Source organism: Nocardia asteroides, from assembly GCF_021183625.1.
GTDB classification, from domain to species: Bacteria; Actinomycetota; Actinomycetes; order Mycobacteriales; family Mycobacteriaceae; genus Nocardia; species Nocardia asteroides_A.
In genome coordinates, this window is the sequence record NZ_CP089214.1 from 4178510 (window position 1) to 4200766 (window position 22257).

Here is a 22257-nt window from a genome sequence, read left to right on the forward strand (position 1 = left end):
CGGGCACCGACAGCGCCGCTCAGGCGCGCAGCCGCTCCCGGCGCAGCTGCTCCACCTCGGGCAGCGGCAGCGGCGGCAGCTCGTCGACGCCGAGCGCACGGCAGAGCAGCAGGTCGGCCAGCTCCGGATTGCGGGCCAGCGCGGGGCCGTGCATGTAGGTGCCGATCACCGAGCCCTGCACCACCCCCTCCAGCCCGTCCCCGACGCCGTTGCCGACGCCGCGGGTCACCCGGGCCAGCCCGGCCGCGTCACCGCCGAGTTTCGTTCCGCCCCTGTGGTTCTCGAAGCCGGTGAGCGGCGCGGTGAGCCCGGCGACGGTCGGCGCGGTGGTGACCTCGCCGATCGCCCGCTTCTCCTGCGGCGAGGTGGTGACGTCGATCATCCCGACGCCGTCGACCCGCTCGCCGGTGGAGGTCTCGTACCAGTGCCCGAGCACCTGGATGGCGGCGCAGATGGCCAGCACCGGGGTGCCCTTCGCCGCGGCCTCCTGCAGCCCCGGGTAGCGCTGCAGATGCCGGGTGGCGAGCCGCTGCGCGGAGTCCTCGGCGCCGCCGAGGGTGTAGATGTCCAGCGAGTTCGGCACCGGGTCGGCGAGCGTGATCTCCACGATCTCGGCCTCGTGGCCGCGCATCCGCAGCCGCTGCCGCAGCACCAGCGCGTTGCCGCCGTCGCCGTAGGTCCCCATCACATCGGGCAGAACCAGCCCGATCCGCACCGTCACGAGTGGTCCTCCAGATCGCGGTTGAGATCGCGGAACGCGGTGTAGTTCGCCAGCACCTCGACCTTGCCCGCCGGGCAGGAGGCGATGGCTCGCGCCGGGTCGGCCACCGTGGTGTGCTCGACGCCCGCGTAGGTGAGCCGCACCGCGAGATCGGTGGCGCGCTCGCCCGCCGCCACCACCTGGACCCCCTCGAAGTGCTCGAACCGCACATCCCAGAGCCAGGAGAGATCCTCGCCGTCCGGCACCTGCCCGTTCACCGCGATCACCAGCCCGGCCGAGTCCGGGTCGATCATGGAGAGCGCCTCCTGCCAGCCCGCCGGGTTCTTGGCCAGCAGCAGCCGGGCGGCGTGCTCGCCGACCTGGACGGTCCGGTAGCGCCCGGCGATCTCGCGCACGGTGCCCGCCGCCGCCGCCGCCTGCGCCGCGTCGGCCCCGAGCGCGACCGCCGCCGCCACGGCCTGCGCGGCATTGCCGCGGTTGGCCCGGCCGGGAAGCGCGAGGGTGAGCGGCAGCCGCAGGTCGTCCGGGCCGCGCAGCTCGGTGCCGTCCAGCCACCACTGCGGGTCGGGGCGCTCGAAGTCGGCGCCGGTGCTGCGCCAGTGCGCGCCCTCCCAGACGATCGGCTCGCCGCTGCGCGGACAGCTGGTGGCATCCATCGCCCAGCCGCTGCCCGCCGCCACCCAGACGACGTTCGGGTGGTCGTAGGCGATCGAGGCGATCAGCACGTCGTCGCAGTTGGCGACGACGACGGTGTCCGGGTGCCGTGCCAGCCCCGCGCGCAGCCTGCGCTCGATCATGTTGATCTCGCCGACCCGGTCCAGCTGGTCGCGGCTCAGGTTGAGCAGCACCACCGCCTCCGGGTTCAGCGCGTCGGTGACGTGCGGCAGGTGCAGCTCGTCCACCTCGATCGCGGCCAGCGGGGCGCCGCGCTGCGTGCTCAGCGCGGCCACGATGCCCGCGTCCATGTTCGCGCCGTCGGCCTGGGTGGCGACGGTGCCGAGCGTGCTCAGCGCCGCGGTGGTCATCCTGGTGGTGGTGGACTTGCCGTTGGTGCCGGTGATCAGCACGGTCCGCTTGCCGCGGCCGAGCTGTTCCATGAGCGAGCCGTCGATCTTCAGGGCGATCAGCCCGCCGATCATCGACCCCTTGCCGCGCCCCGCCCGCTGCGAGGCGAACGACGCGAGCGCCGCCACCCGCAGGGCGAGCCGCCCGCGCACCGAAATATCTGCCATCCCGGTGAGTCTAGGGGGCACGCCGGAGGTGCTCGCGCCGAGTGAGTGCGGCCTCGCGCACACTCCGCTCAGCCCTGGTACAGCTTCTGCCCGTAGACCTCGGGGGAGTAGTAGTGCTCCAGCTCCTCGACCGTCTCGGTGACTCCGCTCTGCACCTCCTTCACCAGCCTGGCAGCGCTGGGCAGGGTGTCGTCGGGCCACTGCTCCGGCTGCCACAGGTGGCTGCGCAGGAACGCCTTGGCGCAGTGGAAGAAGATCTGCTCGATCGCCACCTCGACCGCGAGGATGGGCCGGTGCCCGCGCACCACCATGTCGTCGAAGTAGGGCGCGTCCCTGACCAGCCGGGCCGAGCCGTTGATCCGCAGCGTCTCGTTCCGCCCCGGGATCAGGAAGATCAGCCCGACGTGCGGGTTGACCAGGATGTTCCGGTACCCGTCGGCCCGCCGGTTGCCCGGCCGCTCCGGCACCGCGATGGTGTGCGCGTCGAGCACCTTCACGAAACCGGCCGGGTCGCCCTTCGGCGAGGCGTCGCAGTTGCCCGCCGCGTCGCTGGTGCTCAGCACCACGAACGGGCTGAGCGCGATCCACTCCCGGTCGCGCGGGTGCAGCGCGGGGCGATCCTTGTTCGCCGCACGGGGATTCACCTCGCCGAGCAGCTCCCGCAGCTCGGCCTCGTCCGTGATCTGCGCGGTATCACCCATGGAGTGATTCAAGCACCGCTCAGGGGGCGACGTCGAACATATTCGGCAGCCCGGAAGCGTATCGATCGGCGTCCAGCTGCCGCATGGGCTCCAGCTCCGGCGAGCGCCAGAGGGTGAAGAGGGGGCAGCGCGTGGCGTCCGACCCGGCCACGTCGAGCAGCGCGTTCACCGCGCGCCGCGCCGACTCGTTGGCGCCCTCCATGGTCGCCAGGTCGATGTCGGTGCGCACGTAGTCGCCGGCCAGGAAGAGGTTCTCCAGCGGCCCGTGCGGCTCGGGGCGGGCGTCCCAGGAGCCCGCGGTGTTGATCAGCAGCGGGTCGGCATTGGTGTTGCGGCCGCGCTCGGCGTTCCAGGTGATGCCGGGGTCGAGGAACCAGGAGTGCAGGTCGGCGTCGCGGAGCACCTCGCCGCCGTCGTTCAGGTGCGTGCGCAGCTGCGCCCAGACCTCGCGGGCGATCTCCTCCGGGCTGCACTGCTCGGCCGGCTTGCCGTAGAGGATGCCGGGGGTGTGCCAGTCGGAGATGTCGACCGAGAGGCAGTCGCCGACCGTCCCGTCGCCGTACTCCGGCAGTTTGCGCCGCCACACCTGGTTCTGGTTGATCGAGGTCAGCGCCCACGGCGCGTCCACGAAGGCGGCGTGGCCGCGCGCGATGTCGACCGGGGTGCGCAGGTAGTACTGGATGCCGTTCATCCAGTCCACGACCAGCCGGTCCATCGCCCGCAGCTGCGGCCAGACCTCGAGCACCTCGGCGGTCCAGAGCCTGCGGGCCTGCTCGGCGGGGAGCGCGACCACCACGTAGTCGGCCTCGATCGTGCGCGCGCCGTCGGGGGTGTCGATCCTGGCCGCGGCGATCCTGCGGTCCCGCACCTCGAGCGAGCGCACCTCGCTGCCCAGCTCCAGCCGGACCCCGAGCGAGCGCAGGTGCGCCAGCCACGGATCGATCCAGGTCGCGTTGGTCGGGCCGTTCAGCGCCCGGTCCAGCGGGCCGTCGGCGGCCACCTCCAGCGGGTTGCCGAGGAACTGCTCGCCCATGGTGCCGATGGTGCGCACGCTGGCCACGCCCTCCTTCGCCGCGACCAGCAGGCTGGTGAGCGCGCGGGAGAGCAGCGCGCGGAACTCGTGCGAGCGGGCGTGGCCGTTCACGTAGTCGAACCAGGAGGCGTACTCCCACTGGCCGAGCCTGCGCGCGTCGCAGCTGGTGTTGAAGACGAGCAGCCGGTTGGCGAAGAACAGCGCCTCGTCGTTCGTCATCCTGGTGGCCGCGGTGATCGCGCCGCTGACCGTCTCGCGGAAGGTGTCCGGGGTCAGCTTCACCGGCGCCCGCGCGCCGAGCGGCACCCGGATGTCGGCGCCGTCCGCGCGGGCCAGCCGCATCTCGGTCATGCCGACCAGGTTGTCCCGCACGCCGTCCGCGTTGCCGGGGAACGGGATGCGCCGCATGGTGTCCGGAACGTGCCGGTAGAAGCCGGGGAAGAAGCGGAAGCCGTGCTCACCGGGGAGCTCGGGCCTGCCGTCCCGCGCACTGCCGGGCACCGGCACGCTGCGCGCCTTGCCGCCCCACGCCCGCTTCTCGTGGACGGTGACCTCGAAGCCGCGCTCGGCGAGCTCGTGCGCCGCGGTGAGCCCGGCGACCCCGCCGCCGAGCACCGCGACCCGTCTGCCCGGACTCGCGAAGGCCGGAACCGGCCGTGCCGTACTCGCGATGGCCCCCGCCACCCCCGCCGTTACCGTGCCCCTCAGGAGGGTCCTGCGCGACACGGTCGACCGCTGCTCTGTCATACGTGTTCTGCTGCCTCAAAAATTTCGGGCCTGCCACGATCGGCGGCCCTGCTCGTGTTCGAACCTGCGCACGGCGGGCCGCCCACCGCGCGCCGTGCCCCGGCCGCCGCCCCGGCGGACTCGGGCGCCTGCGACAGTACCGGGGTGCGCAGTGGCCCGTGCGCCGATGGGGTCGATTGCCGGTACTTCGCTTGAACGGGGAGTGTTTCAGATTCGCGTGGTCAGGGAGTTGGCCGGTCATTCGCCGAAATCGGCGTAAGGGGGGTTGCGTGGCGGTGGTCACCCGGGCTGCCGAAGTTCGGTCCGGGTGTATCGCCGCCGGTTCGGGTCCGCGTCGGCCGGTTGCCGGCGGACGGCGGTCAGGCCGCACCCGCGCCGACCGGTCGTGGGGCGGTCGCGGGCAGGGGGACCGGCCGCCGGACCATGGTCGCCGCGCCCGCGCCCGCGATCACCACCAGCGCGCCGAGCACGGCGAGCCCGCTCGGCCGTTCCCCGAACGCCACCCACGCCGCGCTCATCCCGACCACCGGCACCAGCAGCGAGTAGGGCGCCACCGCGCTCGCCGGGTAGCGGCTCATCAGGTAGGTCCACAGCCCCGAGCCCGCCAGCGTGCCGAGCACGACGATATAGGCGAGCCCGGCCAGCGCGAGCAGCCCGGCACCGCTGAAACTCGTCGCCAGCGCATGCCATCCGGCGCCCGGCCCCTCGACCGCCGCCGAGAGCGCGAGCATCGGCAGCGGCGGAATCACCGCCATCCACATGGTCAGGTGCAGCGGGTTCACCCCGGGCGATTCCGTGGTCGCCAGCCGCGTGCCGATATTGCCGAAGGCCCACCCGAGCCCGGCCGCCAGCGTGAGCAGCACCGGCAGCAGCCCCGCGTACGGCAGCTGATCCCAGCCGATGAGCGCCATCCCGCCCAGCGCCGCCGCGATGCCCGCGCCCTGGAGCGGTCGCAGCCGCTCCCTGGCGACCAGTGCGCCGAGCACCACCGTGAACGGCGCCGACGATTGCAGCACCAGGGCGGCCAGCCCCGTCGGCATCCCGATCCGCATGGCGGTGAAGAGGAACGCGAACTGCGCGATCCCGAACCCGCCGCCGTAGAGCAGCAGCCAGCGCCCCCGCACCCGCGGGCGCGGCACGAACAGCAGCACCGGCACCGCGATCACCGCGAAGCGGAGGGCGACGAAGAAGAAGGGCGGGAAGTGGTCGAGGCCGACCCGGATGGCCAGGAAGTTCAGCCCCCAGAGCACGACGACGGTCAATCCGAGCAGGCGGTCACGAGCGGTCACGTTTCCCATGCTGGGCGCGCGCATTGTTCAGGACAATCGAATTGTTCCGAATCATATCGGTAGCATTACTTCATGGTTGATGGTGGGCCGATGGCCCCGGAACGGCTCCGGGTGCTGCGCGAACTCGCCGACCGCGGCACCATCGCGGCCGTCGCCGCCGCACTGCACAGCACACCGTCGGCGGTCTCGCAGCAACTCAAGGTGCTGGCCAGGGAGGCCGGGGTCCCGCTGCTGGAGCCGGACGGCCGCCGGGTCCGGCTCACCGACGCGGGCCGGGCCCTGGTGCCGCGCGCCGACGAGGTGCTGGCCGCGCTCGACCGCGCCGCCGCCGAGATGGCCCGCTACCGCGGCACCGCCCGCGGCCGGGTGCGGGTCGCGCTCTTCCCCTCCGGCGCCGCGCTGCTGCTGCCGAAGGTGCTCGCTGCGCTCGCCGACAGCGCCGTCGACCTGATCGCCAGCGACGAGGACCTGCCACCCACCGAGGTGCCGCGGCTGCTCGCCGACTACGACGTCGTCCTCACGCACCGCGACGAGCGCGCCCCCTCGGTCGCCGGCCCCCGGGTGCGCGCGATCCCGCTCATGCGCGAACCCACCGACGTGGTGGTCGCCCCCGGCCACCGGCTCGCCCACCGCACCGCCGTCGACCCCGCCGAACTCGCCGACGAGACCTGGGTGAGCGTGCGCGGCGGCTTCCCGGTCGACGACGTCCTCCGCTCGATCGCCACCGTCACCGGCGTCCAACCCCGGATCGCGCAACGGCTCAACGACTTCCGCGTCATCGAGAGCCTCGTCGCGGCCGGCTACGCCATCGCCCTCATGCCCCGCTGGGCGGTGGCCCACCCCGACCTGGTTCCCCTCCGCCTCAGCGGCGTCCGTGCCGCCCGCCGCTACGAACTCGCGCTGCGCCCGCAAACCGAACACACCCCCGCCGTCGCCGCCGTCCGCACCGCCTTCGCCGCCGCCGCCCGCGCCGTCGCCGGCCCCGACCCGCTACAGTCCGGAGCGGACCGCCCCGACCCGATGGAGCTCCCATGACCGACCTCGACGGCGGCTACCTCGCCACCCCCACCGGCGCCGGCCCCTTCCCCGGCGTCGTCGTCCTGCACGACGCCTTCGGCGTCACCAGCGAACTCCGCCGCGTCACCGACCACATCGCCGCCAACGGCTACCTCGCCATCGGCCCCCGCCTCTACCGCCGCGGGCTCTGCGTCCAGCAGGTCTTCCGCGGGCTGCTCCGCGACACCGGCCCGGTCTTCGACCAGATCCAGCGTGCCCGCGACACCCTCACCGCCCGCCCCGACTGCACCGGCCGGGTCGGCGTCATCGGCTTCTGCATGGGTGGGCGCTTCGCCATCGTCACCGGCGGCAGCGGCATGTTCGACGCCGCCTCCGTGAACTACGGCCTGCTCTACCCCGGCAAGCCGGTCGACCACCTGCTCACCGCCCCGTGCCCGGTGGTCGCCAGCTACGGGGACAGTGATCCCTACATCCCCACCGCCGACACCGAGCGGTACCGGGACGCACTGGAAGCCGCGGGCGTCCGCACCGACTTCAAGATCTACCCCGGAGCCAGCCACTCCTTCTTCCAGGACTACTCCGGCGTGCCCGGCCTCTACATGAAGGTCATGGGCACCACCCACGACCCCGACGTCTCCACCGACGCCTGGTCCCGCATCTTCACCTTCTTCAGCGAGAATCTGGGTCGCTAGGTCATCGCCGAAGTCAGCGAACCGTCGAGTCGATATCGGACGTGTTGGCGCTCTCCGTCGCGTCATATGCGGCATTGGCCTTGCGGAACATCTCGGCCATGGCCTGAACGACCTCGATATGCTGGCGGAGCGCATCGCGGAACGAACCGGAGCCCACGCCGCCCATCGCGAGGTCACGAAACTTTCCACCGAGAGCCTGCGAGGAGCGCAGCGCTCCGAAAGAGGCTGCGTAGTCGAGATTCTCGGTTCGATAGGCGAGGTCGGTGAGCTCTTCGATATAGCGCTCGCACTCGGCTGCACAGGCCTCCGCGACGCCCTGTTCGACGATCAAGCGGCCGTCGGTCGCGTCACTTTCGAGGGCGGTGAATACGCGGCGCATCTCATTCTGGTCGGTCACGGTGCCTCCTCGGGTCACTGCGGGATCCACTGATCGATCGCGCGTGCCGCGCGCACCACGGTGCCGCAGGGATCGGGTAGTTCGGCGAGTGTGATCGCCTTGCTGATGTAGAAGCTGACGGTGCCTTGGGAGGTCCCGTACATCACGCTGCAATTGCCCGGCGGCTTCTCGTCACCTTCGACGAACGTCGTGGCTTGTCGGCCCGGCAGATCCGCTTCGCGGAAGTCACCGAACGAACTGTTCGCGCGAAACTCTTCCGGAGTTCTATCGGTCGCGAAGATCCGAAGCGCGTATCCGTCTCCGCGCCATTGACATCCGACCCAGCCGGAGAGAGACGTCCCGAATGGGTTGTCGTTTTTCGAGTCCGGGTTCACCCCCGTCTCCGCGACAACGCTGTCGGGCAGAGTGCACGAATCGAACAGCACCTCGGGTGCGATCGAAGTGGGCGTAGCCGAACCCTCCGTCCCCGAATCACACCCCGCGACCAACGGCACCACCGCCAGCGCGCAGAAGAGCGCGAAACGTCCCCGCATGGTTCCCCCTCCGTGCCGACTCTACCCCGGCCCCTGCCGATACTGCTGCGCCGCAACATAACCGAAGTCGTCCGCGACCATCGCGGCCAATTCGAGCAGCGCGCGCCGAGTCGGCTTGGAGACCAGCTCCAGGTCGATTTCGGCCCCTTCGGCGAGGTGGTCGTCGAAGGGGACGACCTGGACGGCGCGGGTGCGGTCGAGGAAGAGGCGGCGGAGCTGGTCGAGGTCGACGGTGGAGGCGCCGCGGCGGGAGGCGTTGACGACGACGACCGTGCGCTCGACGAGTTTGCTGTGCCCGTGGTGGTCCAGCCAGTCGAGGGTGGCGGAGGCGCTGCGGGCGCCGTCGATGGCGGGGGAGGTGACGAGGACGAGGGAGCTGGCCATGTCGAGGACGCCCGCCATGGCGGAGTGCATGAGGCCGGTGCCGCAGTCGGTGAGGATGATGTTGTAGAAGGACTGCAGGATGCCGATGGCCTTGCGGTAATCGGCTTCGCTGAACGCCTCGGAGACGGCCGGGTCCTGTTCGCTGGCGAGCACTTCGAGGCGGCTCGGGGCCTGCGAGGTATGCGCCCTGACGTCCGAGTAGCGGGTGATTTGCTGGTCTTCGAGCAGGTTGCGGACGGTGGAGCGGGTCTGCCGCGGTACCCGGTGCGCGAGCGTGCCGAGGTCGGGGTTGGCGTCGATGGCGATCACGCGGTCGCCGCGCATGGAGGCGAAGGTGGAGCCGAGGCCGACGGTGGTCGTGGTCTTGCCGACGCCGCCCTTGAGCGAGAGGATCGCGATCCGGTAGTCGCCGCGGACCGGCTGGTTCACCCGGTCGAAGAGTTCGCGGTAGACCAGGTCGGCGGAGGATTCGCCGGGGTTGATCATGCCGCCGGAGGCCTTGTGCACGGCCCGGCGCCAGCCGCTGCGCGGCGCCCGGCGGGCCCGCTTGAGCAGGTTGAGGTCGTTCACCGAGTGGCCGGGCTGCCCGGGGGCCAGCATGTGCTGCGGCTGGAACGGCTGCGGATTGCCCTGCCAGCCGGGGCCGGGACCGGGGCCGGGCTGCGGCGGGAGGCCGGGAGGCATGCCGTAACCCTGCGGGCCCTGCGGGCCGGGGCCAGGGCCGGGGCCACCGAGCATGCCGGGCGGCGGACCGGGCTGCGGCGGCAGCGGTGGCTGCTGGTAGGGAGACTGCTGCGGGGGCGGCGGCGGAGCCCAGCTGTAGATCGGCCCGCTCGACGGGTCCGCCCCGCCGGGACCCGGTGCGGCGCCGGGATTCTCGGGCTGGATGGGGTGCGCACCGCTGTGCTGCGGCTGGGCGAACTGCCCGGAGTTGTACGGACCACCGGGCTGCGGCGGGGCGAAACCCTCCGAACCTTCGGGAAAACCGCTGGGCGAGAAGCCACCCTGACGTTCGCCACCGAACCCGGACGGCTGTACCGGGAACCCACCGGACGGCTCCGCCGAGAACCCACCCGGCTGGTCAGCGCTGAAACCGCCGGACGAATCCGGACCGAACCCCGAACGCTCCGCGCCGAACCCACCGGACGCTTCCGGACCGAACCCCGGCCGCTCCCCGCTGAACCCCGACCCCTCGCCTGACGCCTCCGATTCCGGCGCACCCGCCGAATCATCCTGCGCCCGACGCGCTCCGGCGTCCGAATCGGCATCGCCCGAATCCGCGGGCGCGCTCTGCAGCCAGGGCGGCGAAGTCGGGTTGTGGTCGTTCGTGGTCACAGTTCCCCCATCTGCTCGGTTTCTCGAGCAGAGAGCTCGGCCTGATTGCGAAACCACGCTAGCACGGGGGTGGTGGCCGCGCGCTCCGGTGTCGAGCCATCCCCAGCCCTGGCCACACGTCGATGAACAGCAGGTGACGACGCGAAACGGGTGCGGCCCCGGCGACCGGAACCGCACCCGTTGCACAGGACTCAGTGCGCGCGGTTCACCGCGGAGACGACGGCCCGCAGCGAGGCGGTGGTGATCGAGGTGGCGATCCCGACGCCCCACAGCACCCGGTCGCCGACGGCGACCTCGACGTAGGCGGCGGCCTGCGCGTCGTCACCGGCGGACATGGCGTGCTCGGAGTAGTCCAGCACCTCCACGTCGTAGCCGATCCCGGCCAGTGCGTCGACGAAGGCGGCCAGCGGGCCGTTGCCGGTGCCGCTGATCTCCTGCTCGACCCCGTCCACCTTGACCACCGCGGAGATGGCGTCGGTGCCGCCGTCGGTCTCGGACGCGGTCACCTTCTGCCTGATCCGCTCCAGCGGCCGGATCGGGCTCAGGTACTCCTCGTGGAAGACGTCCCACATCTCCTTCGGGGTGACCTCGCCGCCCTCGCCGTCGGTGATCTTCTGGATCGCCTGGGAGAACTCGATCTGCAGCCGCCGGGGCAGCTTCAGCCCGTGGTCGGTCTTCATGATGTAGGCGACGCCGCCCTTGCCGGACTGCGAGTTCACCCGGATGACGGCCTCGTAGGTGCGGCCGACGTCCTTGGGGTCGATCGGCAGGTACGGCACCTCCCAGGTCAGGTCGTCGACGTCGGTGTCGGCGGCGTCCGCGACCGCCTTCATGGCGTCCAGCCCCTTGTTGATGGCGTCCTGGTGGCTGCCGGAGAACGCCGTGTAGACCAGGTCGCCGCCGTACGGGTGCCGCTCGTGCACCGGCAGCTGGTTGCAGTACTCGACGGTGCGCCGGATCTCGTCGATGTCGGAGAAGTTGACCTGCGGGTCGATGCCGCGGGAGAACATGTTCATCCCCAGCGTCACCAGGCAGACGTTGCCGGTGCGCTCGCCGTTGCCGAACAGGCAGCCCTCGATCCGGTCCGCCCCGGCCTGGTAGCCCAGCTCGGCGGCGGCCACCGCGGTGCCGCGGTCGTTGTGCGGGTGCAGCGAGAGCACGATCGAATCGCGGCGGGCCAGGTTGCGGCTCATCCACTCGATGGAGTCGGCGTAGACGTTCGGCGTCGCCATCTCGACGGTGGCGGGCAGGTTGATGATCAGCGGCTTCGCCGGCGTCGGCGCGATGATCGCGGAGACGGCGTCGCAGACGTCGAGCGCGTACTCCAGTTCGGTGCCGGTGTAGGACTCCGGGCTGTACTCGTAGCGCCAGGCGGTGTCGGGGTAGCGCTGCTCGATCTCCAGGCACAGCGCGGCGGCGTCGGTGGCGATTTTCTTGACGGCCGCGCGGTCGGCGCGGAAGACCACCCGCCGCTGCAGGATCGAGGTCGAGTTGTAGAAGTGCACGATCACGTTGCCCGCGCCCGCGCAGGCCTCGAAGGTGCGCTCGATCAGCTCGGGGCGGCACTGGGTCAGCACCTGGATGGTGACGTCGTCCGGGATGGCGCCGTCGGTGATGATCTCGCGGACGAAGTCGAAGTCGGTCTGGCTGGCGGCCGGGAAGCCGACCTCGATCTCCTTGTAGCCCATCCGGACCAGCAGGTCGAACATGCGGCGCTTGCGGGCCGGGCTCATCGGGTCGATCAGGGCCTGGTTGCCGTCGCGCAGGTCGACGGCGCACCAGCCGGGGGCGACGTCGATGACGCGGTCCGGCCAGGTGCGGTCCGGCAGCGTGATCGGCTGGACCTCCTCGGCGTACGGCCGGTACCGGAAGGACGGCATGGCGGAGTTCTGCTGCCGGTTCCAGCCGGGCTGGTCGGCGGGGGCCGGCTTGGCGGGCGCGGTGATGGTGCGCGTACCGGATACGAATGCATCAGCGGGGGACATGGAATTTTCTCCGTGGGTGTGGTGGATCCCAGTCAAGGGGGCGACCGGCGCGGCAGAACCCCGCGACGGGAGCCGGTCCGTTCAGACCCCGCCGCGGCGGCCGAGAAGAAGAGCCCGCTGCATGATGACCGCGAGTTTACCGCGTCGGGGTGGAGCAGCCAAAGGAGGTCCCGTCTCCGGGTCGTCCACGCACAAGGCTAGCGTTCGAGCCGGAGGGAAGGAACGCCGCATGACACCGCTGGAAATGCTCGCCGTGCTGGTCGCGGGGATGGCCGCCGGGACCATCAACACGGTGGTCGGCTCCGGCACCCTGATCACCTTCCCGGTGCTGCTCGCCTTCGGGCTGCCGCCGGTGACGGCGAACGTCTCGAACACCATCGGCCTGGTGCCCGGCTCGATCAGCGGGGTCATCGGCTACCGCGAAGAGCTGGTGGGGCAGGGCGCGCGGCTGGCCAGGCTCGGGGTCGCCTCGCTGGTCGGCGGGCTGATCGGGGCAGTGCTGCTGCTGCGGCTGCCGGAGGGCGCGTTCACCGCGATCGTGCCGGTGCTGATCATCCTGGCGCTGATCCTGGTGGTGGTGCAGCCGCGGCTCTCCCGCTGGGTGGCGCGCAGGCGCGAGCGGGGCGACAGCGCGGCGCCGGAGCACGGCGGGCCGGTGCTGTTCGCGGCGGTCGGCGCCACCGGCATCTACGGCGGGTACTTCGGCGCGGCCCAGGGCGTGCTGCTCATGGGGCTGCTCGGGGTTTTCGTGCAGGACGATCTGCAGCGGCTGAACGCGGTGAAGAACGTGCTCGCGCTGATCGTGAACGCGGTCGCCGCGGTGTTCTTCCTCGTGGTCGCGGAGGTGTCGTGGGCGGCGGTCGCGCTGATCGCGGTCGGCTCGATCGTCGGCGGGCAGATCGGGGCGAAGGTGGGGCGGCGGTTGCCGCCCGCGGTGCTGCGCGGGGTGATCGTCGTGGTCGGGCTGGTCGCGGTCGCCCGGTTGCTGCTCGGCTGATCCGCCGAACGCGCCGATCGCTACGCGCCTCGATCGCGCATCGACCCGGCGGGCTGGTCGCCCTTGCCCGCGGCCGGTAACCTTCGCTGCGCCCGAGGACGCAGGAGGTGGCCGGGTGGACAGACGCGCCTTTCTGAAGGCGACCGGGGCGGTGGCGCTCGGCGCGGCCGCCGGCGGCGCGCTCGCGCACGCCCCGGCGACCGCGAACCCGATCTGGGACGGCCTGTTCCAGGAGTGGGTGCCGGAGATCTTCGCCCCGCTGCCCGACGCCCCCGAGCACTCCGACGCGCTGGTCATCGGCTCCGGTTTCGGCGCCGCCGTCACCGCGCTGCGGCTGGCCGAGGCCGGCGTCGCCACCACCGTGCTGGAGCGCGGCTCGCGCTGGCCGAACGATCCGCGGCGGGAGATCTTCACCGGCGACGACCTGCCGGACGGCCGCGGCTTCTGGCACCGCACCACCTTCACCGGGGTCACCAAGGTGCCGATGCAGTTCTCCTCCTTCGGCGGCGTGCTGGACTGCACCGAGTACCCGGGCATCGATGTCTGGCGGGCGGCCGCGGTCGGCGGCGGCTCGGTGATCTTCACCGGCGCCATGATCGCGCCGGAGCGCCGCTTCTTCGACGAGGTCTTCCGCGGCGCCGTCGAGTACGGCGAGCTGGACCGGGTCTACTTCCCCCGGGTGCGCCGGATGCTGCGGCTCAGCCCCATGCCCGCCGACATCTACGGCTCGTCCCCGTTCACGCACTCCCGCGCCTGGGACGATCAGGTGCGCAAGGCCGGCTACCAGCCGCAGCCCAACGACTCCATCTTCAACTGGGACGTGCTCCGCGCCGAGCTGAACGGCGGCTCCAAGCCGTCGGCCACGGTGGCGCGGAGCAACCTCGGCAACTCCAACGGCGCCAAGTTCGACCTGAACCAGAACTACCTGAGGGACGCCGAGGCCACCGGCAACTGCGGGATCTTCCCCGGCCACCGGGTGGATTCGATCGGGCGGGACGGCAGCCGCTACACCGTCGCGCTGACCAAGCTCGACCCCACCGGCGCCGTGCTCGCCACCCGCACCGTCACCGCGGACCGGCTCTTCCTCGGCGCCGGCTCGATCGGCAGCACCGAGCTGCTGGTCCGCGCCCAGGCCACCGGCGCGCTGCCGAACCTGAACGAGCACGTCGGCGACGGCTGGGGCACCAACGGCGACGTGGTGCTCGCCCGCGGCGCGAGCTCGCTGGCCGGGCTCGGCCAGGGCGTGCCGAGCGCGAGCCGCATCCTGGACGAGAGCGCGGTGCCGCTCACCCTGGAGAGCTGGTACATCCCCGGCATCCCGTTCGAGACCGGCGCGCTGGCCTCGCTCGGCATGGTGCTCGACCCGGCCCGCACCCGGCTCGGCTACGACGGCGCGACCGGCGAGGTCGGGCTCACCTGGTCGCAGCGGAACCGGGACGACGTGGTCGCCGCGGCCCGCGCGGTGGACCGGAAGATCGCCGAGCGGGCCGGCGCCATGGTCGAGTACAGCGCGCTCGGCTACGACGCCAATGCCCTGTTCACCGCGCACCCGCTCGGCGGCGCGGTGCTCGGGAAGGCGACCGACGGCTACGGCCGGGTGGTCGGCCACCCCGGGCTGTACGTGATGGACGGCGCGGTGATCCCGGGCAGCACCGGAACGGTGAACCCGTCGCTGACCATCAGCGCGCTGGCCGAACGCAATATCGAGGAGATCATCCGCGCCGGACGCTGAGGCGCGGATTACTCTCGGCGACAACGTTGTCGAAGGGAAATGACGTGTCCGCTGGCATTCCCGGTCCGGTTCCGCAGGAACCGGAGGACTATCCGCGCAAGCCGCCCGCGCTCTGGACCGATTTCGCCATGCTGGTGCTGGCGATCGTCTCGGTGGTGCTCGTCGTCTGGATCACCTTCTTCTCGGTGACCCCGGAGACGCACCGGGTGATCGTGATCCTGGACGTGAGCATCTGCGCGGTCTTCGCCGTCGAGTTTCTCTGGCGCTGGCGCCGCGCGGGCTGGCCGTGGACCTTCCCCTTCGTCTACTGGTACGAAGTGCTCGGCATGATCCCGGTGACCAGCCCGTTCTTCCGCGCCTTCCGGCTGCTGCGGATCGTGGTGGTGCTGGTCCGGCTGGCCAGGGTGGCCGACCGCGCCTTCGGCGACCGGGTCACCGCGGCGGTGCTGAACCGCTTCGTCCGCACCATCGTCGAGGTGATCAAGAAGCCGATCACGATGGCGGTGCTGGACGAGGTGGCCTGCGCGCTGCGCACCGGGCACTACACCCGCAATATCGCGGCCGCGCTGGAGGAGAACCGCTCCGAGCTGGACGAGATGATCGTCGACCTGATCAAGAACGACCCGCAGACCCGCCGGGTGCGCTACCTCCCGTTCCACGACGACATCATCCGGCTGATCGCCGACACCACCTTCCGGCTCACCTTCCAGGTGCTGGCCGACCCGCGCACCGACGAGCTGGTGGCCGACATGATCCGGGAGAACGTGGACCAGATCCGCCGGGCGCTGGCCGACGGCGTGAAGGTGGAGCCGTCGGCCTACGGGCCGACCGCCGCCGAGTACTCGGTGCGGCACCGGACCGCGCACCTGTAGCGGTCAGGCCGCGGAGCCGTGCCGCAGCTGCTCGCGCGGGTCGGCGAAGCGCACCGTCTCGTACCCGATCAGCGCGAGCAGCACCGCGCAGAGCAGGCCGAGCGAGACCAGCGCTGGCAGCGCGGTCGCGACCGGGGTGAGCGCGAGGAGCAGCACCACCACGACCGCGCGCTGCGTGCCGAACTCCCCGGTGGCGTAGTGCTTCGCGCCGATCAGCCCGACCAGGAAGAGCACCACGCCGCCGTAGAGGCAGTAGAGCGGGGCGCCGTACAGCGCGTCGTGCAGCGTGTGGTGCGAGGCGTCGCCGACGTAGTACAGCACCTTCTTCAGCCCGAGCGAGAGCGCGATGATGCCGACGATCATCGGGAAGTGCCAGAAGGTGTAGGAGTTCCGCGCGATCTGGATCTGCCGCTCGCCGGTGGCGTGCTCCAGCTCGTGCTCGACCGCGATCGCCGCCACGTCGAAGTAGGCCCACCAGAGCAGCCCGGAGATGGCGAGCCCGAGCAGCGCGGCCAGCGCGATCGGCCAGGAGATGGGCAGCGTCCGCACCCCGATGCCGATCGAGACGATGGACTCGCCCAGCGCGACGATGATGATCAGGCCGTAGCGCTCGGCGAAGTGCCCCGCCGAGTTGATCCGCCAGCCGTTGCCCGCGACCAGCGTCCACAGGTAGTCGCCCGCGATGGCGGCGAACCAGAGCGCGATCTGCACCGTGCCGTGCGTGGTCGCGGCGATCAGCAGCAGCGTGGTGCCGATGGTGATCGAGCCGAGCGCCCAGCGCACCACCTGGGTGCGCAGCTGCGAGTCGTCGGCGCTGCAGAGCCAGAACATGACCAGGTGCACCAGCCGCACCACCAGGTAGGCGATGGCGAAGACCAGCGGCCCGTACCAGCCGCCGGGCAGGTCGTCGAAGGCCTCCGGGATGGTGAGCGCCGCGATGAACGCGCCGCCCATGGCGACGAACATGGCCACCCGCATGATGCCCTCGTCGGCCCTGACCACATTGCCGAGCCACGAGTAGGCGATCCACACCCACCACATGAGAGCCAGCACCAGCAGCGCGCGGACCAGGTTCTTCGCGCTGGGATCGTCGGCGGCGAGGTCGGTCACCACCGTGAAGGCGAAGACGAGCACGAGATCGAAGAAGAGTTCGAGCTGGGTGACCGAGGATCCCTCGCTCATCGGCTGCAGCCGCAGCCGCTTGGCACCTGTCATGCCGGACATCGTCGCACCGACGGCGCTCAGACGGCGGTCTCTACCTCCGGAAATCGCTCCGCGAACTCCGCGAACCGCTCCACCACCTCCTCCTGCGCCCGCTTGTTCTGGCGGTGGACGAGGAAGCCGGGCAGGGGGAACGGGAGCTGCTGCTCGACGTGCTGCCAGACCTCGGTGCCGTCCGGGCCAGGTGTCACCTCGTACCAGCCGCGGCCGCGGACGCCGCGGGTGCTGTCCGCGACCTCCCAGGAGCAGCGGCCCGGCGTCCAGCTGTACTCCAGCACCTGGATGTCGGAGCCGCCGGGGAGATCGGCGGTGACGAAGACCCGGGCGGGCCGATCGCGCTGGTCCCTGGTCGCCACCCGGACGTCGCTGTAGCTCGACGACCACTCGGGTAGCAGCTCGACCGCGGCCAGCGCGGCCATCACCTGCTCGGGATCGGCGTCCACGACGATTCGGACATCAGTCTTGGTTCTCATGCCATTCCTCCGCCCGCGGGGGTACCTCTGAGCCCGATTGTCACCAAACCGTGACACCGCGTCAATACCGGGGCGAAGTCGCACTATTGCGACCTCGGGCCTGCTCAGAGTCTTTTTCGGTCCTCCGGAAGGGGCCTCCGGTCGCGGAATCGGCTACCTGGCAAGCGTTCAGCTTCCCGGCGGGATCACCAGGAGCCGCTCGACGGCGGCCGCGACGAGTGCGCGGCCCTGCTCCTCGGTGAAGACCTCCGAGAGCGTGAGCCGCTCCACGATCAACCAGTTCAGCGCCAGATAGAGCAGCAGAACGGTGGTCTCGTCACCGGGCATGCCCGCTTCCACGTGGGTGCGCACGTTGTGGTCGATATCCGCGCGCACCCGCTCGGTGAGCAGCCTCCGCAACTCCGGCCTGCGAGTGGCCTCCAGCCGCAGTTCGAGCAGGGCCAGATAGCCGCTGCGGAAAGCCTCGATCCGGTCAACGATCTCGTGCATGAGCCGGGTGACGGTGGCCCGGTCCTTGGGATCCTCGGCGAGCGGACGGAGGGCCTCGGGGCCCGGCGTGAGCCGCTCGTAGAAGCGGCTGCCCGCCTGGGTGAGCAGGTCGTCGCGGTCGGTGAAGTAGTTGGAGGCGGTGCCCGCCGGCACCGCGGCCCTGCGGTCGACCGCGCGGAAGGTGAGCCCGCGGGCGCCGTCGTCGGCGAGCACCTCGAGCGCCGCGTCGAGCAGGGCGCTCCTGCGCTCCGGATTGGTCCGCATATTGACACCACTCCATCTGTAGTACTACGGTCAAACCACTTCAATCAGAGTACTACGAACGGTGGTTCCCGTGCGCAAGCTGGTGTACTACGTGGCCGTCACGCTGGACGGCTATATCGCCGGGCCGGGCGGCGAGTTCGACTTCTTCCCGGTCAGCGCCGAGCAGGGCGCCGCGCTCAACGCCGACTACCCGGAGTTCGTTCCCACCGCCTTCCGCGGCCGGGCCGGGATCGCCGCCGAGCAGCCGAATGCCCGCTTCGACACGGTCCTGATGGGCCGCCACACCTATGCGGTGGGCGGTGCCAGCCCGTACGCACACCTCACCCAGTACGTGTTCTCCACGACGCTCGGCGCCGACCCGGACCCGGCGGTGCGGACGGTCGGCGGTGATCCCGCCGCCTTCGTCCGCGCGCGCAAGGCCGAAGCCGGCGGCGACCTCTGGCTCTGCGGCGGCGGCGTACTCGCCGCGGCGCTGCTTCCCGAGATCGACGAGCTGATCCTCAAGACCTACCCGGTGGTCGCGGGCGCGGGCGTGCCGATGATCGCGGGCGGCTTCCGGCCGGGCCAGTTCCGGGCGGTGCGGCGCCGCGAGTTCGACAACGGCGCGCTGGTCGGCTGGTTCACCCGGGCCTGAGCCCGCAACAGTAAGGAGCACCCCATGCCCGAACTCGTCTACTTCGTCGGCGTCTCGCTGGACGGCTACATCGCGGGCCCGGACGGCGAGATCGACTTCTTCCCGCTCGGCCCCGACTTCGTCGAGTGGCTCGGCGCCGACTACCCGGAGACGCTGCCCGCGCACGTCCACCCGCATTTCGGCATCGCGCCCGGCACGCCGAACCGGCATTTCGGCAGCGTCGTCATGGGCCGGGCCACCTACCAGCCCGGCCTGGACGCGGGCTTCCCGAGCCCGTACCCGCATCTGACCCAGTACGTCGTCTCGACCACGCTGACGGCGGCCCCCGCGCCGGACGTCCGCGTGGTCACCGACCCGAAAGCGCTGGTCCGAGAGCTGAAGGCGACCGAAGAGCGCGATATCTGGCTGGCGGGCGGCGGCAGGCTGGCCGCCGCGCTGCTGGACGAGATCGACGCCCTGGTGATCAAGCGCTACCCGGTGCTGGCCGGCGCGGGCATCCCGGTCTGCGCGGGGGAATTCCGTCCGACGCGGTGGGCGCCGGTACACCGGCGGTCCTTCGAGAACGGCACCCAGGTGAGCACCTTCCGCCGCGCGGGCTAACCGCGCAGGAAGGAGAGCCGCACCTGCCGCTCCGGGTTGTCGACGTTGAGGTCGACGAAGGCGATGGACTGCCAGGTGCCGAGCTGCAGCGCGCCGCCGATGACCGGGACGGTGGCGTAGGGCGGGATCAGCGCGGGCATGACGTGCGAGCGGCCGTGCCCGCGGCTGCCGTGCGCGTGCCGCCAGCGGTCGTCGGCGGGCAGCAGGTCGCGCAGCGCGGCGAGCAGGTCGTCGTCGCTGCCCGCGCCGAGTTCGATGATCGCGATCCCGGCCGTCGCGTGCGGCACGAAGACGTGCAGCAGGCCGTCGCCGCCCTGCCCGCGGGCGAACTCCGCGCACCGCGGCGTGAGGTCGACGACCACCTCCCCGCGGCCGGTGGTCACGTCGAGGGTGATGCTCTCCATGCGTGCGACGCTCCTTCCCGGGTGCGCGATACCCCGCCGGACATTCGCTATTCGAATTGCTCCACAGCTGTGTGGTTTTGCACAGGACTCGGAGGTAGCGGCCGGGACGGCGGGGTCCGGCCGGTACCCTTGGAGCCTGTTACCTGCACGTTGCCGACCATGGAGGACCCTGCTGTGGCTCTCGTAGTTCAGAAGTACGGAGGATCCTCGGTGGCCACCGCCGAGCGTATCCGGCGCGTCGCTGAACGGATCGTCGAGACCAAGAAGCAGGGTCACGACGTCGTGGTGGTCTGCTCCGCCATGGGCGACACGACCGACGAACTCCTGGAGCTGGCGCAGGAGGTCTCGCCGTCGCCGCCGGTGCGCGAGATGGACATGCTGCTCACCGCGGGCGAGCGCATCTCGAACGCGCTCGTCGCCATGGCCATCCACTCGCTCGGCGCCGAGGCCAGGTCGTTCACCGGCTCGCAGGCCGGGGTGATCACCACCGGCGCGCACGGCAAGGCCAAGATCATCGACGTCACGCCGGGCCGGCTCAGGGAGGCGCTGAACGAGGGCACGATCGTGCTCGTCGCGGGCTTCCAGGGCGTCAGCCAGGACAGCAGGGACGTCACCACGCTCGGCCGCGGCGGGTCGGACACCACCGCCGTCGCGCTGGCCGCGGCGCTGGAGGCCGACGTCTGCGAGATCTACACCGATGTGGACGGCGTCTTCACCGCCGATCCGCGCATCGTCGCCGACGCGCAGAAGCTGGACCAGGTCTCCTACGAGGAGATGCTGGAGATGGCGGCCTGCGGGTCGAAGGTGCTGATGCTGCGCTGCGTCGAGTACGCGCGCCGCTACAACGTGCCCGTGCACGTCCGCTCGTCCTACACCGACAAGCAGGGCACCTACGTCTACGGATCGATGGAGGACATCCCCTTGGAGCAAGCAATCCTCACGGGCGTCGCGCACGACCGCAGCGAGGCCAAGGTGACCGTTGTCGGGCTACCGGACGAGCCGGGGTACGCCGCGAAGGTGTTCCGCGCGGTCGCCGACGCGGAGATCAATATCGACATGGTGCTGCAGAACATCTCCAAGATCGAGACCGGCAAGACCGACATCACCTTCACGCTGCCCAAGGACGACGGCTCCCGGGCGGTCGAGTTCCTGACCAAGCGGCAGGGCGAGATCGGCTTCTCCCAGGTGCTCTACGACGACCACATCGGCAAGGTGTCGCTGGTCGGGGCCGGGATGAAGAGCCACCCCGGCGTCACCGCGACCTTCTGCGAGGCGCTCGCCGAGGCCGGCGTGAACATCGACCTCATCTCCACCTCGGAGATCCGGATCTCGGTGCTGGTCAAGGATTCCGAGCTGGACCATGCGGTGCGGGTGCTGCACCGCGCCTTCGATCTCGGCGGCGACGAGGTCGCCGTCGTGCACGCCGGAACGGGGCGATAACCGATGGGTATTCGCGTAGGAGTCGTCGGTGCGACCGGTCAGGTCGGCGCCGTCATGCGGAAGTTGCTCGAGGAGCGGGATTTCCCGGCCGACGAGGTGCGGTTCTTCGCCTCCGCACGCTCGGCGGGGAAGACCCTGCCCTGGCGCGGCGGCGAGATCGTGGTGGAGGACACCGAGGCCGCCGATCCGAGCGGGCTGGACATCGCGCTGTTCTCGGCCGGGGCCACCATGTCCCGGGTGCAGGCGCCGCGGTTCGCGGCGGCGGGCGTCACGGTGATCGACAACTCCTCGGCCTGGCGCAAGGATCCCGATGTGCCGCTGGTCGTCTCCGAGGTGAACCCGGAGCAGACCCGCAACCTGGTCAAGGGCATCATCGCCAACCCGAACTGCACCACCATGGCCGCCATGCCGGTGCTCAAGCCGCTGCACGACGCGGCCGGGCTGCAGCGCCTCATCATCTCCAGCTACCAGGCCGTCTCCGGCTCCGGGCTGGCCGGGGTCGAGGAGCTGGCCGGGCAGGTACGCGCGGTGATCGACGATATCGAGCAGCTGGTGCACGACGGCAGCGCCGTCCGGTTCCCGGCGCCGAACAAATACGTCGCGCCGATCGCCTTCGACGTCATCCCGCTGGCCGGTTCCCTGGTGGACGACGGCAGCGAGGAGACCGACGAGGATCAGAAGCTGCGCAACGAGAGCCGCAAGATCCTCGGGCTGCCGGAGCTGCTGGTCAGCGGCACCTGCGTGCGCGTCCCGGTCTTCACCGGGCACTCGCTGTCGATCAATGCCGAGTTCGCCGAGCCGCTCTCGCCGGAGCGCGCCAGGGAGATCCTGGGCAAGGCCGCCGGGGTGAAGCTGGTCGACGTGCCGACGCCGTTGCAGGCGGCGGGGGCCGACGAGTCGCTGGTCGGCCGGATCCGCCGCGATCCCGGCGTGCCCGACGGCCGCGGCCTCGCGCTCTTCGTCTCCGGTGACAACCTGCGCAAGGGCGCCGCGCTGAACACCATCCAGATCGCCGAAGTGCTGCTGCGGGAGCGCTGAGAACGAGGTCGCCCGGCGCGGGCGGCG

22 protein-coding genes are annotated in these 22257 nt (G+C 71.1%); 9 read left to right on the forward strand and 13 right to left on the reverse strand.

Annotated features, from left to right (window positions below; all coding sequences use genetic code 11):
- Positions 1-19: 19 nt before the first annotated feature.
- From LTT61_RS19785 to LTT61_RS19805, 5 genes are all read right to left on the reverse strand, one after another.
- A complete protein-coding gene (locus LTT61_RS19785) occupies positions 20-721 on the reverse strand; it encodes a type 1 glutamine amidotransferase (protein ID WP_269821768.1) in 702 nt (233 codons plus the stop codon).
- Positions 718-1953, reverse strand: a complete 1236-nt coding sequence (locus LTT61_RS19790) for a Mur ligase family protein (RefSeq protein ID WP_233015566.1) — start codon at positions 1951-1953, stop codon at positions 718-720. Before LTT61_RS19790 ends, LTT61_RS19785 begins: the two co-directional genes overlap by 4 nt.
- A gap of 68 nt (positions 1954-2021) precedes the next feature.
- Positions 2022-2654: a pyridoxamine 5'-phosphate oxidase family protein gene (locus LTT61_RS19795; RefSeq protein WP_233015567.1), complete on the reverse strand. Its 633-nt coding sequence runs from the start codon at positions 2652-2654 to the stop codon at positions 2022-2024.
- A gap of 19 nt (positions 2655-2673) precedes the next feature.
- Complete coding sequence (locus LTT61_RS19800; RefSeq protein ID WP_233015568.1) at positions 2674-4434, reverse strand: hydroxysqualene dehydroxylase; 1761 nt, start codon at positions 4432-4434, stop codon at positions 2674-2676.
- A 359-nt stretch (positions 4435-4793) separates the two neighbouring features.
- Positions 4794-5723 (reverse strand): EamA family transporter, encoded by a 930-nt coding sequence (locus tag LTT61_RS19805; protein ID WP_233015569.1) that lies wholly within the window; start codon positions 5721-5723, stop codon positions 4794-4796.
- Between the two features lie 90 nt (positions 5724-5813).
- Here LTT61_RS19805 and LTT61_RS19810 point away from each other — a divergent pair, with 90 nt between their 5' ends.
- A complete protein-coding gene (locus tag LTT61_RS19810; protein ID WP_233021101.1) occupies positions 5814-6758 on the forward strand; it encodes a LysR family transcriptional regulator in 945 nt (314 codons plus the stop codon).
- The gene (locus LTT61_RS19815; protein ID WP_233015570.1) at positions 6755-7432 is read left to right on the forward strand and encodes a dienelactone hydrolase family protein; all 678 of its coding nucleotides are present in this window, start codon (positions 6755-6757) and stop codon (positions 7430-7432) included. The genes LTT61_RS19810 and LTT61_RS19815 overlap by 4 nt, the downstream gene beginning before the upstream one ends.
- Before the next feature lie 13 nt (positions 7433-7445).
- On the opposite strand, the gene LTT61_RS19820 is transcribed toward LTT61_RS19815, so the two are convergent.
- The 4 genes from LTT61_RS19820 to leuA form a co-directional block, all read right to left on the reverse strand.
- On the reverse strand, positions 7446-7829 hold the full coding sequence (locus LTT61_RS19820; protein ID WP_233015571.1) for a hypothetical protein: 384 nt from the start codon (positions 7827-7829) through the stop codon (positions 7446-7448).
- A gap of 14 nt (positions 7830-7843) precedes the next feature.
- Positions 7844-8362, reverse strand: a complete 519-nt coding sequence (locus LTT61_RS19825; protein ID WP_233015572.1) for a DUF3558 domain-containing protein — start codon at positions 8360-8362, stop codon at positions 7844-7846.
- Between the two features lie 21 nt (positions 8363-8383).
- Entirely contained in the window at positions 8384-10081 is a 1698-nt protein-coding gene (locus LTT61_RS19830; RefSeq protein ID WP_420094668.1) for an AAA family ATPase, read from the reverse strand.
- A gap of 191 nt (positions 10082-10272) precedes the next feature.
- Entirely contained in the window at positions 10273-12066 is a 1794-nt protein-coding gene (gene leuA / locus LTT61_RS19835) for a 2-isopropylmalate synthase (protein ID WP_233015573.1), read from the reverse strand.
- Between the two features lie 229 nt (positions 12067-12295).
- On the opposite strand from leuA, the gene LTT61_RS19840 reads away from it, so the two are divergent.
- From LTT61_RS19840 to LTT61_RS19850, 3 genes are all read left to right on the forward strand, one after another.
- The gene (locus tag LTT61_RS19840; RefSeq protein WP_233015574.1) at positions 12296-13063 is read left to right on the forward strand and encodes a sulfite exporter TauE/SafE family protein; all 768 of its coding nucleotides are present in this window, start codon (positions 12296-12298) and stop codon (positions 13061-13063) included.
- Positions 13064-13178: 115 nt separating this feature from the next.
- Positions 13179-14795: a GMC oxidoreductase gene (locus tag LTT61_RS19845; RefSeq protein ID WP_233015575.1), complete on the forward strand. Its 1617-nt coding sequence runs from the start codon at positions 13179-13181 to the stop codon at positions 14793-14795.
- A gap of 44 nt (positions 14796-14839) precedes the next feature.
- Positions 14840-15667: an ion transporter gene (locus LTT61_RS19850; RefSeq protein ID WP_233015576.1), complete on the forward strand. Its 828-nt coding sequence runs from the start codon at positions 14840-14842 to the stop codon at positions 15665-15667.
- Positions 15668-15670: 3 nt separating this feature from the next.
- Here the strand turns inward: LTT61_RS19850 and LTT61_RS19855 are convergent, their stop codons facing one another.
- The 3 genes from LTT61_RS19855 to LTT61_RS19865 all read right to left on the reverse strand — a co-directional run bounded on the left by LTT61_RS19855 (position 15671) and on the right by LTT61_RS19865 (position 18114).
- Complete coding sequence (locus LTT61_RS19855; RefSeq protein WP_233015577.1) at positions 15671-16882, reverse strand: low temperature requirement protein A; 1212 nt, start codon at positions 16880-16882, stop codon at positions 15671-15673.
- Between the two features lie 26 nt (positions 16883-16908).
- A complete protein-coding gene (locus tag LTT61_RS19860) occupies positions 16909-17361 on the reverse strand; it encodes an SRPBCC family protein (protein WP_233015578.1) in 453 nt (150 codons plus the stop codon).
- Between the two features lie 168 nt (positions 17362-17529).
- Positions 17530-18114 (reverse strand): TetR/AcrR family transcriptional regulator, encoded by a 585-nt coding sequence (locus tag LTT61_RS19865; RefSeq protein WP_233015579.1) that lies wholly within the window; start codon positions 18112-18114, stop codon positions 17530-17532.
- Positions 18115-18184: 70 nt separating this feature from the next.
- On the opposite strand from LTT61_RS19865, the gene LTT61_RS19870 reads away from it, so the two are divergent.
- Positions 18185-18748 carry a dihydrofolate reductase family protein gene (locus tag LTT61_RS19870; protein ID WP_233015580.1) on the forward strand — a complete coding sequence of 188 codons (564 nt, stop codon included), beginning with the start codon at positions 18185-18187 and terminating at the stop codon, positions 18746-18748.
- A gap of 24 nt (positions 18749-18772) precedes the next feature.
- Positions 18773-19348, forward strand: coding sequence for a dihydrofolate reductase family protein (locus LTT61_RS19875; protein WP_233015581.1), 576 nt, complete (start codon positions 18773-18775; stop codon positions 19346-19348).
- On the opposite strand, the gene LTT61_RS19880 is transcribed toward LTT61_RS19875, so the two are convergent.
- Positions 19345-19752: a YjbQ family protein gene (locus LTT61_RS19880; protein WP_233015582.1), complete on the reverse strand. Its 408-nt coding sequence runs from the start codon at positions 19750-19752 to the stop codon at positions 19345-19347. The two genes, LTT61_RS19875 and LTT61_RS19880, sit on opposite strands and share 4 nt — an antisense overlap.
- A gap of 174 nt (positions 19753-19926) precedes the next feature.
- On the opposite strand from LTT61_RS19880, the gene LTT61_RS19885 reads away from it, so the two are divergent.
- Positions 19927-21192, forward strand: a complete 1266-nt coding sequence (locus LTT61_RS19885; RefSeq protein WP_233015583.1) for an aspartate kinase — start codon at positions 19927-19929, stop codon at positions 21190-21192.
- A gap of 3 nt (positions 21193-21195) precedes the next feature.
- The gene (locus LTT61_RS19890; protein WP_233015584.1) at positions 21196-22230 is read left to right on the forward strand and encodes an aspartate-semialdehyde dehydrogenase; all 1035 of its coding nucleotides are present in this window, start codon (positions 21196-21198) and stop codon (positions 22228-22230) included.
- Positions 22231-22257: the final 27 nt, after the last annotated feature.

What these genes read in the sequence shown, in the direction of transcription:
- leuA (WP_233015573.1), bottom strand. Translation starts at nt 12,066, where the DNA reads ATGTCCCCCGCTGATGCATTCGTATCCGGTACGCGCACCATCACCGCG.
- LTT61_RS19875 (WP_233015581.1), top strand. Translation starts at nt 18,773, where the DNA reads ATGCCCGAACTCGTCTACTTCGTCGGCGTCTCGCTGGACGGCTACATC.
- LTT61_RS19815 (WP_233015570.1), top strand. Translation starts at nt 6,755, where the DNA reads ATGACCGACCTCGACGGCGGCTACCTCGCCACCCCCACCGGCGCCGGC.
- LTT61_RS19890 (WP_233015584.1), top strand. Translation starts at nt 21,196, where the DNA reads ATGGGTATTCGCGTAGGAGTCGTCGGTGCGACCGGTCAGGTCGGCGCC.
- LTT61_RS19800 (WP_233015568.1), bottom strand. Translation starts at nt 4,434, where the DNA reads ATGACAGAGCAGCGGTCGACCGTGTCGCGCAGGACCCTCCTGAGGGGC.
- LTT61_RS19795 (WP_233015567.1), bottom strand. Translation starts at nt 2,654, where the DNA reads ATGGGTGATACCGCGCAGATCACGGACGAGGCCGAGCTGCGGGAGCTG.
- LTT61_RS19865 (WP_233015579.1), bottom strand. Translation starts at nt 18,114, where the DNA reads ATGCGGACCAATCCGGAGCGCAGGAGCGCCCTGCTCGACGCGGCGCTC.
- LTT61_RS19810 (WP_233021101.1), top strand. Translation starts at nt 5,814, where the DNA reads ATGGCCCCGGAACGGCTCCGGGTGCTGCGCGAACTCGCCGACCGCGGC.
- LTT61_RS19840 (WP_233015574.1), top strand. Translation starts at nt 12,296, where the DNA reads ATGACACCGCTGGAAATGCTCGCCGTGCTGGTCGCGGGGATGGCCGCC.
- LTT61_RS19825 (WP_233015572.1), bottom strand. Translation starts at nt 8,362, where the DNA reads ATGCGGGGACGTTTCGCGCTCTTCTGCGCGCTGGCGGTGGTGCCGTTG.
- LTT61_RS19880 (WP_233015582.1), bottom strand. Translation starts at nt 19,752, where the DNA reads ATGGAGAGCATCACCCTCGACGTGACCACCGGCCGCGGGGAGGTGGTC.
- LTT61_RS19790 (WP_233015566.1), bottom strand. Translation starts at nt 1,953, where the DNA reads ATGGCAGATATTTCGGTGCGCGGGCGGCTCGCCCTGCGGGTGGCGGCG.
- LTT61_RS19860 (WP_233015578.1), bottom strand. Translation starts at nt 17,361, where the DNA reads ATGAGAACCAAGACTGATGTCCGAATCGTCGTGGACGCCGATCCCGAG.
- LTT61_RS19855 (WP_233015577.1), bottom strand. Translation starts at nt 16,882, where the DNA reads ATGACAGGTGCCAAGCGGCTGCGGCTGCAGCCGATGAGCGAGGGATCC.